The 14,595-nt window shown below is 64.3% G+C and carries 12 protein-coding genes, 1 tRNA gene and 1 riboswitch; of the genes, 10 read left to right on the forward strand and 3 right to left on the reverse strand.

Features of this window, described 5'->3' with window-relative positions; genetic code table 11:
- Positions 1-27: 27 nt before the first annotated feature.
- Entirely contained in the window at positions 28-699 is a 672-nt protein-coding gene (locus ACPFMA_RS10445; RefSeq protein WP_425930105.1) for a Bax inhibitor-1/YccA family protein, read from the reverse strand.
- Between the two features lie 125 nt (positions 700-824).
- Here ACPFMA_RS10445 and ACPFMA_RS10450 point away from each other — a divergent pair.
- The 10 genes from ACPFMA_RS10450 (at position 825) to atzF (ending at position 11,805) form a co-directional block, all read left to right on the forward strand.
- Positions 825-912, forward strand: a tRNA-Ser gene (locus ACPFMA_RS10450).
- A gap of 253 nt (positions 913-1,165) precedes the next feature.
- Positions 1,166-1,402, forward strand: coding sequence for a type II toxin-antitoxin system ParD family antitoxin (locus tag ACPFMA_RS10455; RefSeq protein WP_420057095.1), 237 nt, complete (start codon positions 1,166-1,168; stop codon positions 1,400-1,402).
- A complete protein-coding gene (locus ACPFMA_RS10460; RefSeq protein WP_081263155.1) occupies positions 1,399-1,728 on the forward strand; it encodes a type II toxin-antitoxin system RelE/ParE family toxin in 330 nt (109 codons plus the stop codon). Before ACPFMA_RS10455 ends, ACPFMA_RS10460 begins: the two co-directional genes overlap by 4 nt.
- Before the next feature lie 376 nt (positions 1,729-2,104).
- A riboswitch (guanidine-I (ykkC/yxkD leader) is annotated at positions 2,105-2,206 on the forward strand.
- Between the two features lie 76 nt (positions 2,207-2,282).
- Positions 2,283-3,350 (forward strand): putative urea ABC transporter substrate-binding protein, encoded by a 1,068-nt coding sequence (locus ACPFMA_RS10465; protein ID WP_420057096.1) that lies wholly within the window; start codon positions 2,283-2,285, stop codon positions 3,348-3,350.
- Between the two features lie 13 nt (positions 3,351-3,363).
- Positions 3,364-4,179 carry an ABC transporter permease gene (locus tag ACPFMA_RS10470; RefSeq protein ID WP_425930106.1) on the forward strand — a complete coding sequence of 272 codons (816 nt, stop codon included), beginning with the start codon at positions 3,364-3,366 and terminating at the stop codon, positions 4,177-4,179.
- A complete protein-coding gene (locus tag ACPFMA_RS10475) occupies positions 4,176-4,955 on the forward strand; it encodes an ABC transporter ATP-binding protein (protein ID WP_009398841.1) in 780 nt (259 codons plus the stop codon). Before ACPFMA_RS10470 ends, ACPFMA_RS10475 begins: the two co-directional genes overlap by 4 nt.
- A 2-nt stretch (positions 4,956-4,957) precedes the next feature.
- On the forward strand, positions 4,958-5,671 hold the full coding sequence (locus ACPFMA_RS10480; RefSeq protein WP_420057097.1) for an urea amidolyase associated protein UAAP1: 714 nt from the start codon (positions 4,958-4,960) through the stop codon (positions 5,669-5,671).
- Between the two features lie 9 nt (positions 5,672-5,680).
- A complete protein-coding gene (locus ACPFMA_RS10485; RefSeq protein ID WP_064302867.1) occupies positions 5,681-6,307 on the forward strand; it encodes an urea amidolyase associated protein UAAP2 in 627 nt (208 codons plus the stop codon).
- A 159-nt stretch (positions 6,308-6,466) separates the two neighbouring features.
- The gene (gene uca / locus ACPFMA_RS10490) at positions 6,467-10,051 is read left to right on the forward strand and encodes an urea carboxylase (protein ID WP_425930107.1); all 3,585 of its coding nucleotides are present in this window, start codon (positions 6,467-6,469) and stop codon (positions 10,049-10,051) included.
- Positions 10,048-11,805, forward strand: a complete 1,758-nt coding sequence (gene atzF / locus ACPFMA_RS10495) for an allophanate hydrolase (protein ID WP_425930108.1) — start codon at positions 10,048-10,050, stop codon at positions 11,803-11,805. The genes uca and atzF overlap by 4 nt, the downstream gene beginning before the upstream one ends.
- Before the next feature lie 111 nt (positions 11,806-11,916).
- Here atzF and ACPFMA_RS10500 read toward each other — a convergent pair whose 3' ends face one another.
- Together ACPFMA_RS10500 and ACPFMA_RS10505 are read right to left on the reverse strand one after the other, a co-directional pair.
- Positions 11,917-13,206 (reverse strand): OprD family porin, encoded by a 1,290-nt coding sequence (locus ACPFMA_RS10500; RefSeq protein WP_425930109.1) that lies wholly within the window; start codon positions 13,204-13,206, stop codon positions 11,917-11,919.
- Positions 13,207-13,262: 56 nt separating this feature from the next.
- Positions 13,263-14,582 carry an MFS transporter gene (locus ACPFMA_RS10505; RefSeq protein ID WP_064302863.1) on the reverse strand — a complete coding sequence of 440 codons (1,320 nt, stop codon included), beginning with the start codon at positions 14,580-14,582 and terminating at the stop codon, positions 13,263-13,265.
- Positions 14,583-14,595 lie beyond the last annotated feature (13 nt).

Here is a 14,595-nt window from a genome sequence, read left to right on the forward strand (position 1 = left end):
GCGGGCTTTCTCGTTACATCACCTGAATCAGTCGTCCGAGCTCATGATGCCGAACAGTTGCAGCAGGCTGACGAACAGGTTGTAGATCGATACATACAGGCTGATGGTCGCCATGATGTAGTTGCGCTCGCCGCCGTGAATGATCTGGCTGGTCTGGAAGAGGATGCAGACCGACGAGAACAGTACGAAGCCAGCGCTGATCGCCAGTTGCAGGCCGCTGATCTGGAAGAAGAAGCTCGCGACCACGGCACCCAGCAGGACGAAGAAGCCGGCAGTGATGAAGCCGCTGAGGAAGCTCATGTCCTTGCGGGTGATCAGCACGTAGGCCGACAGGCCACCGAACACCAGTGCGGTCATGGCGAAGGCCGAGCTGACGACTTCGGCACCACCGGCCATGCCCAGGTAGCGGTTGAGGATCGGGCCAAGCAGGAAGCCCATGAAACCGGTCAGGGCGAAGGTGGAAACCAGGCCCCAGGCCGAGTTACGCAGCTTGGCGGTGAGGAAGAACAGGCCGTAGAACCCGATCAGTACCACGAAAATGTTCGGGTAGCCGACGCGCATCTGCTGTGCGACATAGGCCATGACGGCGCTGAAAGCCAGGGTGAGGGCCAGCAGACCATAAGTGTTGCGCAGGACCTTGCTGACTTCCTGCTGTTCGGCCTGCAGGCCGTGATTGACGGCATAATCCTGTTCGCGCATGGCGACACTCCTGTGGGGTTTGAAACGTTGAGTTGCAAAGATCATATCAGACCCTTGGAAACAGGCCATGTAGAGAGTTTGACAGCTTGTTTCATTTCGGTATGATGGCGCCCGCATGACAGAGTGGAAGCGTGGCCGAGTGGTTTAAGGCAACGGTCTTGAAAACCGTCGATGGGCAACTATCCTAGAGTTCGAATCTCTACGCTTCCGCCATATTTCTATTAAAGCCCTGATTTTTCAGGGCTTTTGCGTTTATAGGGCAGTGAACAATAGTTTTGGCAGAAAGCATGTGTTCAGGCCGCTTCCTGTCCCGGGAATACTCAACCGCTTCCCCAGCGCACTCAGCGCCTTCTCCACCGCCTCCATCCTGCTCATCGATACCAGATTGGAGCGTGGGACATGATGACTGGCGGCGCACGATGGTAGGTGTATACTTTGGCAAATTTTGTCAAAGACAGGCAAAACCATGAGCACCATGAACATTTCTCTGCCAGACGCTCTCAAGTCATTCGTCGATGAGCAGGTCAGCCAGCGCGGCTACAGCACCAGCAGCGAGTATGTTCGGGAACTGATTCGAAAGGATCAGGACCGTCAGCATCTGCGCGGCTTGCTTCTGGCCGGGGCAGAGTCGGTCCCGGCGGCCCCCGTGACTGACGACTACTTTGAGTCCCTGCGCGCCAGGGTTCGCAAGAGGCGTGGATGAAGGCAAAGCCAGTTATTCCGCGATCGGCTGCCATCCAGGATGCAGAGTCCGCTGTCGATTACTACCTGGAGCAGCAGGCCGAGCAAGCTGCACTTGGCTTCATTGGCGCTCTTAAAAGTGTTTATGACCACATTGGTCGTCATCCGGCTTCTGGGATGCCTCGCTATGCGCACGAGCTGGACTTGCCAGGATTGCTTCACTGGCCACTAAAGGGATATCCGTATTTGGTGTTCTATGTTGAGCGCAGCGACCACGTCGATGTCTGGCGCGTTTTACATAGCGCAAGGGATATCCCCGAATGGCTGGTAGACTGCATCGCACATTAGTTTCCTGAAAAGCAGAACCAAGATGGTCAAGCGATTAAAGAACCTTCAAAGCAGCCTAACCCCCAGACACCGCCTCTGGGCCGGAATCTCCCTGGTCGCAGCCGCACTCTCCGGCGGCGCCCTGGCCAGCTCCGAAACCAGCCTCGCCTCCCTGATCGCCCCTGCAGCCACCTTCCTCGCTCACACCATCCTCCCAGCCGCCAGCTGACGCCCCGTCAGCGCGCACAACGCCCCAATACCGTGCGTTACTAGCGCGTCCACGCCGTCTCCATCCCCCAGAACCCCCGCAAAACCCATCCTCCAACCACTTGGCACGCCTCTGGCATTACTTCCCTCCGTGCGGGAGTAGCGCGAGCTAGATTGCACCACAACCTGAAAATAGGTCGGCTAGGGTTCCGGTCCGCTTGTGCGGGCGTCTGGACCGAGAGCCGACGACCTCCAGTTCGAGGTTACACGGCGGGATAAAAGCCCGGGAGACAGACCACTCACTGCAATGAGTGTCGTGCTGCTCCCTGGTCAGTCCACCGTCAACCGCCGTCAACTGGAGTCACTTCATGCGAAAGTCCCTGCTTTCTGCTTTCCTCGCCGCCGGCCTGGCCCTGTCCGCGAGCCCCGCCTCCAACGCTGCAGCGAAGACCGATTTCGATATCTGCTGGACCATCTACGCCGGCTGGATGCCGTGGGAGTACGCCGCCGCCGAAGGCATCGTCGACAAGTGGGCGAGCAAGTACGGCATTCATATCAAGCTCACCCAGGTCAACGACTACGTCGAGTCGATCAACCAGTACACCGCCGGCCAGTTCGACGGCTGCTCGATGACCAACATGGACGCCCTGACCATCCCCGCCGCCGGCGGCGTCGACAGTACCGCGCTGATCGTCGGCGACTTCTCCAACGGCAATGACGGTGTGGTCCTGAAAGGCACCGGCAAGACGGTGAACGACCTCAAGGGCATGGACGTCAACCTGGTCGAGCTGTCCGTCTCGCATTACCTGTTGGCCCGCGCCCTGGACAGCGCCGGCCTGCGCGAGAAGGACCTGAAGGTGATCAACACCTCCGACGCCGATATCGCCGCCGCCTTCAATACCCCCGACGTGCAGGCGGTCACCACCTGGAACCCGATGCTCGAAGAAGTGCGCAGCAAGCCCGGCGTGACCCAGGTCTTCGACTCCAGCCGCATTCCCGGCGAGATCCTTGACCTGATGGTGGTCAACACCCAGACCCTCAAGGACAACCCGGCGCTGGGCAAGGCGCTGACCGGCGCCTGGTACGAGGTGATGGACCTGATCGCCGGCGACTCCCCGCAGCGCACCAAGGCCCTGGAGCATATGGCCAAGGCCTCCGGCACCGACCTCGCCGGTTTCGAGCGCCAGCTTTCCACCACCTACCTGTTCGATACGCCCAAGGCGGCGCTGACCTTCGTCAGCAGCGCGGAGCTGCCCAGGACCATGGACAAGGTCGCCAGCTTCTCCTTCGACCACGGCCTGCTGGGCGAGGGCGCCAAGGACAGCAAGGCGGTGGGCATGAGCTTTGCCAACGAGGTGATCGTCGGCAACCGCGACAACCTCAAGCTGCGTTTCGACCCGACCTACGTACGCATGGCCGTCGACGGTTCGCTGTAAGCGAGGAATGAACATGCGCCTGATCAATCGCCATCCCGATCGTCCGTCGCGGCTGCTGCTGATGCTGTTGCCGTTCGTGCTGGTACTCTGTGCCTATTTGCTCGGCTCGGCGCAGCGCCTGGCGGACAATCCCAACGACAAGCTGCTGCCCGGCGCGGCCCAGATGGGCGCGGCGGTGGAACGCATGGCGCTGGTCGAGGACAAGCGCAGCGGCAACTACCTGCTCTGGCAGGACACCGCTTCCAGCCTGCAGCGCCTTGGCGTCGGCCTGGCCATCAGCGCCGTGATCGGCCTGTGCCTGGGCATCGCCTCGGGCACCTTGCCGTTGTTCGGCGCAACGCTTTCGCCCTTGCTGGTGGTGCTGTCGATGATTCCGCCGCTGGCGATCCTGCCGATCCTGTTCATTGTCTTCGGCCTGGGCGAGCTGTCCAAGGTGATGCTGATCGTCATCGGCATCACCCCGGTCCTGGCCCGTGACCTGGAACAGCGTGCCCGCGAGATTCCCGTCGAATTGCTGATCAAGGCGCAGACCCTGGGCGCCAGTTCCTGGACCCTGATCCTGCGGGTGGTGCTGCCGCAACTGCTGCCGCGCCTGCTGATCTCCCTGCGCCTGGTGCTGGGGTCGGCCTGGCTGTTCCTGATCGCGGCGGAAGCCATCGCTTCCGAGGATGGCCTGGGCTACCGGATCTTCCTGGTCCGGCGCTACCTGGCGATGGATGTGATCCTGCCCTACGTGGTGTGGATCACCGCGCTCGCCTGGCTCACCGACTGGCTGCTCAAGGCCCTGACCCGCCGTGCGTTTCCCTGGTACGAGGGGGCACGGGCATGAGCTTTATCCAGGTAAGGAATGTCTGGCAGGAATATGACCAGCACGTGGTACTCGAAGGCCTGAACCTGAGCATTGCCGAAGGCGAGTTCTGCACCATGGTCGGTGCTTCGGGCTGCGGTAAATCCACCTTCCTGCGCCTGCTGCTGGGCCAGGAACGACCGAGCCGCGGGCAGATCCTGCTCGATGGCCAGCCTCTGGTTGCCGAGCCTGATCCGGCCCGGGGCGTGGTGTTCCAGCGTTATTCGGTGTTTCCGCACCTGAGCGTGCTGGACAACGTCGCCCTTGGCCTTGAGTTGCCCCGGGCGAAGCTGCTGGGCCGCCTGTTCGGCAGCGCCAGGCGCGAAGCCCGGGAACAGGCCGCCGCCTTGCTGCACAAGGTCGGCCTCGGCCACGCCCTCGACAAATACGCCAGCCAGCTCTCCGGCGGCATGCAGCAGCGCCTGGCGATCGCCCAGGCGCTGATCATGAAGCCCAGGGTGCTGCTGCTCGACGAACCCTTCGGCGCCCTCGACCCGGGTATCCGCAAGGACATGCATGCCTTGCTCCTTGAGCTGTGGCGCGAAACCGGGGTGACCGTGTTCATGGTCACCCACGACCTGAGCGAAGGCTTCAGCCTCGGCAGCCGCCTGCTGGTCTTCGACAAGGTGCGCCACGACCCGCATGCGCCGGCGGCGTTCGGCTCGCGGGTCACCTACGACCTGCCGCTCAACGACAAGCGCCTCGCGGCCCGGGCCGACGCGTTGCCCGAGCTTCTTCAATCGTACGCAAGAGGTTAACCATGACCGACAACACTGTATTCGCCGAAGACTTCCTGCCCGGAGGCGGCCACCTGTCCTTCGTCCTCAAGCGCGGCCAGCAGGTGCGTTTCACCGACCTGGAAGGCGGCGCCAACGTCAGCCTGATGCTGTTCAACGCCCATGAAAAGAGCGAACGCTTGAACCTGCCGGACAGCCTCAAGTGCCAGCACACCGCCAGGCTCACCAGCGGGCATTGCCTGTATTCGGACATGGGCCGCGTCCTGGCGGCGATCACCCGCGATACCTGCGGCTGGAGCGACAGCATCGGCGGTGTGCTGAACGCCGAGGAAGTCCGGGAAAAATATGGCACCGGGCGCTATCAGGAACTGCGCAACCGCTTCCACCGCAACGGCACCGACAACCTGCTGGTGGAAATGGGCAAGTGGGGCCTGGAGCTGTCCGACCTGACCATGCCCCTCAACCTGTTCAGCCGCGTGGACGTGGGCGCCGACGGCAGCCTGCATTTCGTCGAGGACAACTCCCGGCCGGGCGATGCCATCGAACTGTATGCGCCGATGGACACCCTGTTCATCGTTACCGCCCTGCAGCACCCGATGGACCCGTCCGCGCAATACGCCCCCAGGCCGGTACAACTGACCTTTGCCCGCGCCGACGAAAGCGTCGCCGAGCACTGCCGCACCTCGCGCCCGGAAAACGAGCGCGGCTTCCTCAACACCCAACGCCTGTTCGCCTGAGGACCCGTCATGACGTCATCCCTGCAAGCCGACACCGCGATCTACCGCGCCACCATCCCGGCCGGCGAGCCCTGGCTCACCGAAGTGAAGGCCGGCCAGACCCTGCGCATTCTCGACCTGGAAGGCAACCAGGCCATCGACACCCTGTTCTACAGCGTCTCCAACCCCCGCGAGCGCTACGACGTGCAACGCACCCTGCGGCGCCAGGGCAATGTCTACCTGGGCGTTGGCAGCGTGCTGTATTCCAACCTGGGGCGGCCGATGCTGACCATCGTCGAGGACAACTGCGGCCGCCACGACACCCTCGGCGGCGCCTGCGCCCAGGAAAGCAACACCGTGCGCTACGCCCTCGACAAGCGCCATATGCACAGCTGCCGCGACAATTACCTGCGCGCCTGCTGCCACGACGGCCGCCTGGGCAAGCGCGATATCAGCCCGAACATCAACTTCTTCATGAATGTCCCGGTCACTCCCGAAGGTGGCCTGACCTTCGAGGACGGCATCTCCGCTGCCGGCAAGTACGTGCAGCTCAAGGCCGAGATGGACGTGATGGTGCTGATCTCCAACTGCCCGCAACTGAACAACCCCTGCAACGGCTACAACCCGACCCCGGCGGAGCTGCTGATATGGAACTGAAAGCCTTTTTGCACAAGGTCCGGCTGTGCTTCTTCAGCGCCTGCCAGGCCCGTTTCGGCCAGTTGAATGCCGACAGGCATCCCTGATCTGCCGTCCGGGGACGACCCCGAGACCTCCAAACAACTGCGGGACGGCCCGCACCCCTCCGGGGACGTTGTCATGTTCGAAACACTGCTGATCGCCAACCGTGGCGCCATTGCCTGTCGCATCCTGCGCACCCTGCGCGAGCTGAAGGTCCGCGGCGTCGCGGTCTACTCCGAAGCCGATCTCGCCAGCCGCCACCTCGTCGAGGCCGACCAGGCCATCAGCCTGGGGCAGGGCGCTGCGGCCGGTACCTATCTGGCCGTGGACAAGATCCTCGCCGCCGCCAAAGAGAGCGGGGCGCAGGCCATCCATCCCGGCTATGGCTTTCTCTCCGAAAACGCCGCGTTCGCCGAAGCCTGCGAGGCTGCCGGGCTGGTCTTCGTCGGCCCGACGCCGGAGCAACTGCGCCTGTTCGGCCTCAAGCACACCGCCCGTGATCTTGCCCGCCAGCAAGGCCTGCCGCTGCTGGAAGGCACCGGTCTGCTCGACAGCCTCGCCGACGCCTGGCGCGCCGCCGAAGCGGTCGGCTACCCGGTAATGCTGAAAAGCACGGCAGGCGGTGGCGGCATCGGTATGCGCGTATGCCGCTCGGCGGCGGAGCTGGAAGAGGCCTTCGAGGCGGTCAAGCGCCTGGGCCAGAACAACTTCAGCGATGCCGGGGTGTTCATCGAAAAATACATCGAGCGCGCCCGCCATCTTGAAGTGCAGGTGTTTGGCGATGGCGCCGGCGAGGTCATTGCGCTCGGCGTGCGCGACTGCTCGGTGCAGCGGCGCAACCAGAAAGTGCTGGAGGAAACCCCGGCGCCGAACCTGCCCGAAGGCATGGCCGAAGCCCTGTGCGACGCCGCGATCCGCTTGGCTCGCGCCGTGAAGTACCGCAGCGCCGGCACCGTCGAGTTCGTCTTCGACAGCGATGCGCAACGCTTCTACTTCCTTGAGGTGAACACCCGTCTCCAGGTAGAGCATGGTGTGACCGAGCAGGTCTGGGGCGTGGACCTGGTGCGCTGGATGATCGAACTGGCGGCCGGCGATCTGCCGCCGCTGCATCAGCTGGCCGCGGGCCTGGAACCCGTGGGCCATGCGGTGCAGGCGCGGTTGTATGCGGAGGATCCGGGCAAGGATTTCCAGCCCAGCCCCGGCCTGCTCACCGCCGTCGGCTTCCCCGAGGCGGACGGCAAGGCGCTGCGGATCGACACCTGGGTCAGTGCCGGCTGTGAAATCCCGCCGTACTTCGACCCGATGATCGCCAAGGTGATCGTCTGGGCCGACGACCGCGAGCAGGCGCGGGAGCAACTGCATCGTGCCCTCGGCGACAGCCAGGTCTACGGCGTCGAAACCAACCGCGACTACCTGCGCCAGATTCTCCAGGACACGCCCTTCGCCAGCGGCCAGCCCTGGACCCGCTGCCTCGAAGGCCTGGCCTACCGCGCCGCCACCGTCGAAGTGCTCGGCGGCGGCACCCAGACCAGCGTGCAGGATTACCCCGGGCGCCTGGGCTACTGGGCCGTCGGCGTGCCCCCGTCCGGCCCGATGGACAGCCGCGCCCTGCGCCTGGGCAACCAATTGCTGGGCAACCCGGAAGGTGCAGCGGGGCTGGAAGTGACCATGAGTGGTCCGACCTTGCGCTTCAATACCGATGCGGTGATCGCCGTGACCGGTGCGGTGATCCCGCTGACCCTGGACGGCCAGGCGATCGCCATGAACACCAGCGTGCTGGTCAAGGCCGGCAGTACGCTGGCCCTGGGCACCATTGCCGGTGCTGGCGCCCGGGCGTATCTGTGCGTGCGTGGCGGTATCCAGGTGCCGGAATACCTGGGTAGCCGCAGTACCTTCATGCTCGGCCAGTTCGGCGGCCATGGCGGTCGTGCGTTGCGGGCCGGGGATGTGCTGCACCTGGAGTGCTTGAGCGACAGATCGGCAGGTGCCTCGCTGCCCGGGCAAGCGGCGCTGGCCGCCACCCGGCAGGTCCGGGTTATCTATGGCCCGCATGGCGCTCCGGAATACTTCAGCGAAAACTACATCCGCACCTTCTTCGCCACCGACTGGGAAGTGCACTTCAACTCCAGCCGTACCGGCGTGCGCCTGATCGGCCCGAAACCGGAATGGGTCCGTGCCGATGGCGGCGAGGCCGGGCTGCATCCATCGAACATCCACGACAACCCCTATGCCATCGGCGCGGTGGACTTCACCGGCGACATGCCGGTGATCCTCGGCCCGGATGGCCCGAGCCTGGGCGGTTTCGTCTGCCCGGTAACGGTGATCGAGGCCGATCTCTGGCAGCTTGGCCAGCTCAAGGCGGGGGACAAGGTGCGCTTCGTTCCCGTGTCCCTGGAACAGGCACGGCGACTGGCTTGTGCAGAGCTGCTGGCCGAAACGGCCGAGCCCGTCGGCGAAGAGCAATGGCTGTCGCCCATCGTTCTTGATCTCGGCGTGGACGATACCCGCCTGGTCGCGCGGTTGGCGGGGGATACCCACCTGCTGCTGGAAATCGGCGCTGCCGAGCTGGACCTGGTCCTGCGCTTCCGTGGCCACGCCTTGATGCAGGCGCTGGAAGCCAGGGCCCTGGCTGGCGTGATCGACCTGACCCCGGGCATCCGCTCGTTGCAGGTCCATTACCAGCCGGAACGCCTGCCGCTTGGTCAGCTGCTGGAAATCGTGGCCGGTGAATGGCAGGCGGTGTGCGCCGGCAGGGACCTGCAAGTGCCGTCGCGCATCGTCCACCTGCCACTGTCCTGGGACGACCCGGCCTGCCAGCTGGCCATCGAGAAATACATGACCACCGTGCGCAAGGACGCGCCCTGGTGTCCGAGCAACCTGGAATTCATCCGCCGTATCAACGACCTGCCGAACCTCGACGAGGTGCAGCGCACGGTGTTCGACGCCAGCTACCTGGTCATGGGCCTGGGCGACGTCTATCTCGGCGCGCCGGTGGCTACGCCGCTGGACCCGCGGCATCGCCTGGTCACCACCAAGTACAACCCGGCGCGCACCTGGACCGCGGAAAACTCGGTGGGTATCGGCGGCGCCTATATGTGCGTGTACGGCATGGAAGGGCCGGGTGGTTACCAGTTCGTCGGGCGCACCTTGCAGATGTGGAACCGCTACCGCGAGGTCGCGGCCTTCGATGGCAAGCCGTGGCTGCTGCGCTTTTTCGACCAGATCCGCTTCTACCCGGTCAGTGCCGGGGAGCTGGAGCGCATTCGCCGGGACTTTCCGCTGGGGCGTTTCGATCTAGCGATCGAACCTGGCCAGTTGTGTCTGGCGGACTACCAGCAGTTCCTGGCCGAGGAAGCATCGGGCATCCAGGCGTTCCGTGACCAGCAGCAGGCGGCGTTCGCCGCCGAGCGGCAGCGCTGGATCGACAGTGGTCAAGCGCATTTCGAATCCACCGAGGCCGTGGCCGAAGCGGGCGAGGAAGCGCCGTTGCCTGCGGGGCAGATCGGTGTGGAAAGCGCTATCGCCGGCAATCTCTGGCAGGTGCAGGTCGCGGTCGGTCAGCGGGTTGCGGCAGGGGACGCGCTGGTGGTGCTGGAGTCGATGAAGATGGAGATCCCGCTGCTGGCGCCCTGTGCGGGTGTGGTACGGGAAGTGCGGGTCGAGCCGGGTTCGGCGGTGCGTGCGGGGCAACGGGTGGTGGTACTGCAAGGAGGTGAAGCATGAAGGTGAATCTGCAACTGGACGCGCTGCGCCAGGCGTATGGCGCTGGTGAACATTCTCCGCGGGACCTGATCCTGGCCCTGCGCGAGCGGGCGGCGCAGCTGAATCCGCGCTTCAACATGTTCATTCATCTGTTGAGCGCGGAAGAACTGGAACCCTATCTGGCAGCGCTGGACGGCGCTTCGCTGGAGAGCCTGCCGCTGTACGGCGTGCCCTTCGCGATCAAGGACAATATCGACCTCGCCGGCATCCCGACCACGGCGGCCTGCCCGGCATTCGCCTACGTGCCGGAGCGCTCGGCCACGGTGGTGGAGCAGTTGATCAAACTGGGCGCGGTGCCGCTGGGCAAGACCAACCTGGATCAGTTCGCCACCGGGCTCAACGGAACGCGCTCGCCTTATGGCGCCTGTATCAACAGCGTGCTGGAAAACTATCCCTCGGGTGGTTCGAGCGCCGGCTCGCCGCTGACCGTGGCGTTGGGGCTGACCAGCTTTGCCCTCGGCACCGACACCGCCGGTTCCGGCCGGGTCCCGGCAGCGCTGAACAACCTGGTTGGACTCAAGGCCAGCAAAGGGTTGATCTCCACCGCTGGCGTGGTCCCGGCCTGCCGTACCCTGGATTGCGTGACCACCTTTACGGCCACCGCCCCGGAGGCCAGCCAACTGCTGCAACTGCTGGCGGTGCAGGACCCGCATGACGAATACAGCCGGGCCAACGCCGGGTGGAACCTGGGCAGCGCCTTTGGCCGCGTGGGCAGGTTTCGCTTCGGCGTGCCACGGCAGCAAGACCTCGAATTCTTCGGTTGCCAGGAAGGCCCGGCGCTGTTCGCAGCAGCGGTGGAGCGCTTGCAGGCGCTGGGCGGCGAGGCGGTGACCCTGGATCTTTCTCCGTTCCTTGAGGCAGCCCGGTTGCTGTACGAAGGCCCGTGGGTCGCCGAGCGCTACAGCGTGGTCGGCGAGCTGGCGCGCAACCAGCCTGAAGCGGTGTTGCCGGTCATCCACGCGGTGCTGGCCAAGGCGCCGCAGGTGAGTGGCGTCGATACCTTCCGGGCCCAGTACCGTTTGCAGCAGCTCAAGGCCGAATGCGACCGGCTGCTGGCCGGGCTGGAGTGTGTGCTTACCCCGACCATCGGCCGTCCGGTGACCCTGGCCGAACTGGCCGAGGAGCCGGTGCTGCGCAATGCCGAGCTGGGTTACTACACCAACTTCATGAACCTGCTGGACTACGCGGCGGTTGCGCTGCCCAGCGGGTTCATGGGCAACGGGTTGCCGTGGGGAGTGACCCTGTTCGGTCGGGCATTTACCGATCAGTACCTGCTCAGTCTGGCCAGTGCTTATCAAGGCCTTGAAGTGCCGGCCCGCGAGGCGCGCAATGACCGCGTTAGCGTGGTGGCCTGTGGTGCTCACCTGGAAGGACTGGCGCTCAACTGGCAGTTGCAGCAGCGCGGCGCGACGCTGGTCGAGGCAACCCGCAGCTCGCCGAACTACCGGCTGTATGCCTTGGCGGGCGGGCCGGTGCAGCGCCCGGGTATGGTGCGGGTTGCCCATGATGGTGTGGCGATTGCGCTGGAGGTCTGGCAGATGCCTAGCGCGGCGCTGGGCGCGTTTCTCGCCGAGATCCCGGCGCCGCTGGGGCTGGGCAAGGTCGAACTGGAAGATGGGCGCTGGGAGACTGGCTTCGTCTGTGATGCCTACGGGCTGGAGGGCGCGCAGGATATCAGCGAGTGGGGCGGCTGGCGCGCCTGGTTGAACTCGTAGTCAACATGCTGTAAGCGCCGCGAACCCTGAGGGCCGGCAAGGGCAATGATGTTGCCGGACCTGGCCAAATCGCTGGCAAGCCAGCTTCCACGGGGTTCGCGGCGCGCTCACCTAGAACGCTATCTCATAACTGACAATCACCCTATTCTCATCCACCCCATCCTGCAGATTCGACCGCGCCGTTGCATTGCGCCACCTCAGCCCGAGGTTCTTCAACGGCCCGCTCTGGATTACATAGGCCAGGTCCGTGGTGCGCTCCCATTCGTGTCCATCTTCGCCGGCAGCGCGCAATAACGCGGCCTTGCGGGTCGACACATGGCTGACATCGACGTCATCGCCCTTTACGTAGCGCAGGGTAAAGGTCAGGCCTGGAACACCCAGCGTTGCGAAGTCGAAGTCATAGCGCGCATGCCAGGCCCGTTCGTCCTGCAGGGAAAAGGTGTACGCCTGCTGCTCGCTGAACAGGTAGGTATCGGTGCCGCCAAGATAGGCATAAGCCGTATCCCCGGCGACCTTCTGGTACCCGCCGCTGAACCGGTGCCCGCCCAACTGGTAGCCGAAGTTGCTGCTGATCACCCGGTTGTCCACTTCGCCAATCCGTGCGGCCCCGGTTTCCCGTGCGGTGAAGTGGCGGATCTCGGTGAACGCCTTGCCGGGCCCCAGTGGCAGCGAGTATTTCAACCCGAGGTAGGTGCGCCGGTAGAAGTCCTCCAGCTCGCTGGCATGGGCGCTCAGGGTCAGGTCGGCAAGCGGCTGGTAATCGACGCCGCCATAGGTGTAGCTGTCACTGTGGATCGCCGTGGACCAGGCACCCACCTGGGCCATGGTGGTCAGCGCTTCCGAGTCCGCCGAGTCCCGCTGCTTGACCTTGTCGACCCGGCCGAGATGGAGGGAGAGGGCGTCAAAATCCCGGGAGATCAGTTGCCCGCCATTGAAGTACTGCGGCAGCAGCCGGCTGTTGTTCGAGGCGATCAGCGGCAGCAGCGGATTCAGCCCGCCATAGCGCAACTCGCTCTTGGCGAAGCGCAGCTTGGCGGTCACGAGCATCTTCGAATAATCATCCTCGGCCCGACCTTCGGCATTGCGCGGCAGCAATCCGGTGCCCGAGCGATCCGGGCTGGAATCCAGCTTTAGCCCGAGCATGCCGATGGCATCTACACCGAAGCCCACGGGTCCCGGGGTAAAGCCTGATTGCCAGTTGAGGATAAAGCCCTGCGCCCATTCCTCACGTTTGGACTGGCTGGGAAACCCATCGCGGAAATCCCGGCTGAAGTAGAAGTCACGCAGTTCCAGCTTGCCCTTGCCGTCGGCCAGAAAATCCGCCGAAGCCTGCGGGGCGAGCAGGGTGAAACCCAGGCCGGCGCCCACGGCGCAAGCCCACCAGGAGGTGCTTGTTGTCATTGTTATTTACCTGCGAGAGCGGTGCGGGCCGAGGCTCGGCCCGACGACCAGGGGTTTCAGTCTTTTGCCGGGTTCTTCACGAACACCGCGATCAGCACGATGCAGCCAAGGATCAACGGCACGATGGCGAGCATGCCCATGTAGCTGATCCCGGTCAGGTCGTTGACGAAGCCGACCATGGCCGGGGAGACGATGCCGCTCAGTTGCGCGAGGGAGTTGATCGCCGCCGTGCCGGTGGCGATGCCCAGCCCGGAGAAGGTGGATTGGGGAATGGTCCAGAACACCGGGATGGCGATGAAGGTGCCGGCCGTCGCCAACACCAGTGCCAGCATCAGCGCTAGCGGATTGCCGGAGAAACCGCAGGCGAGGAGATAACCGATGGCCGAGGCGACCATGCACCAGAGCAGGTAGCTCTTGCGATCACCGGTCTTGTCCGAGCGCCGGGTCACCACCAGCATGCCGATGCAGGCAACGATATAGGGCGAGGAACTGAGCAGCCCGACCATCAGCAGGTCATGGACCCCGGATAGCTGGATCAGGTTGGGCATCCAGAAGTTCAGGCCGTAGCTGGCGCTCTTGATCACGAAGTAGATCAGCGCGAATACGCCCACCTCCCAGGTCAGCAGTACCCGCCAGATCGAGCCGTGGCCGTTGCTGTCCGGCTTGCGGTCGGCCTTGAGGTTTTCCTTCAACTGGTGCTTCTGCTCCGGGCTCAGCCATTTGGCCGAATCGATATCCTTGTCCAGCTTCCACAGCACCGCCAGGCCGAGCAGCACGCAGGGCAGGCCGGACAACAGGAACAGCCAATGCCAGCCGGCCAGGCCAAGCAGGCCGTCCATCTTGCCCAGGATCAGCCCGGCGGCCGGCGAGCCGACCGCACCGGCCAGGGGCACGGCGAGGAACCACAGGCCGTTGATCCGCGCCAGGTAGCGCTTGGGAAACCAGCAGGCCAGGTAGAACAGGATTGCCGGGCCGAAACCAGCCTCCATCACCCCGATCAGGAACCGCAGGAAGTACAGGGTGTACTGGGTGTAGGCAAACACCAGCGCGGCAGTCGCCAGCCCCCAGGAAATCATGATCCGGCAGATCCACGCCGGCGCCCCGTACTTCTTCAGGCCCCAACTGCTGGGGACTTCGAACAGCACGTAGCCGATGAAGAACATGCTTGCCGCCAGGCCATAGGCGGCATCGCTCAGGCCCAGCTCGGCCTGCATCTGGGTCTTGGCGAAGCTGATATTGATGCGGTCGAAATAGGAAAACAGGAAGCAAATGATCGCCAGCGGCATGATCCGCCAGGCCACCCGGCGGTACAGCAGCAGTTCGTCGAGGCGTGCAGAGGCGCGTGGAAGGTCCAGCGCCGTCGAGGACGTGGTCATGGTGTTCTCCATT

Source organism: Pseudomonas sp. NyZ201, from assembly GCF_049860765.1.
Lineage (GTDB): Bacteria > Pseudomonadota > Gammaproteobacteria > Pseudomonadales > Pseudomonadaceae > Aquipseudomonas > Aquipseudomonas bharatica.

Bases quoted from the DNA above. Each gene is read 5' to 3' on its own strand.
- ACPFMA_RS10445 (WP_425930105.1), bottom strand. From the start codon at position 699: ATGCGCGAACAGGATTATGCCGTCAATCACGGCCTGCAGGCCGAACAG.
- ACPFMA_RS10455 (WP_420057095.1), top strand. From the start codon at position 1,166: ATGAGCACCATGAACATTTCTCTGCCAGACGCTCTCAAGTCATTCGTC.
- ACPFMA_RS10460 (WP_081263155.1), top strand. From the start codon at position 1,399: ATGAAGGCAAAGCCAGTTATTCCGCGATCGGCTGCCATCCAGGATGCA.
- ACPFMA_RS10465 (WP_420057096.1), top strand. From the start codon at position 2,283: ATGCGAAAGTCCCTGCTTTCTGCTTTCCTCGCCGCCGGCCTGGCCCTG.
- ACPFMA_RS10470 (WP_425930106.1), top strand. From the start codon at position 3,364: ATGCGCCTGATCAATCGCCATCCCGATCGTCCGTCGCGGCTGCTGCTG.
- ACPFMA_RS10475 (WP_009398841.1), top strand. From the start codon at position 4,176: ATGAGCTTTATCCAGGTAAGGAATGTCTGGCAGGAATATGACCAGCAC.
- ACPFMA_RS10480 (WP_420057097.1), top strand. From the start codon at position 4,958: ATGACCGACAACACTGTATTCGCCGAAGACTTCCTGCCCGGAGGCGGC.
- ACPFMA_RS10485 (WP_064302867.1), top strand. From the start codon at position 5,681: ATGACGTCATCCCTGCAAGCCGACACCGCGATCTACCGCGCCACCATC.
- uca (WP_425930107.1), top strand. From the start codon at position 6,467: ATGTTCGAAACACTGCTGATCGCCAACCGTGGCGCCATTGCCTGTCGC.
- atzF (WP_425930108.1), top strand. From the start codon at position 10,048: ATGAAGGTGAATCTGCAACTGGACGCGCTGCGCCAGGCGTATGGCGCT.
- ACPFMA_RS10500 (WP_425930109.1), bottom strand. From the start codon at position 13,206: ATGACAACAAGCACCTCCTGGTGGGCTTGCGCCGTGGGCGCCGGCCTG.
- ACPFMA_RS10505 (WP_064302863.1), bottom strand. From the start codon at position 14,582: ATGACCACGTCCTCGACGGCGCTGGACCTTCCACGCGCCTCTGCACGC.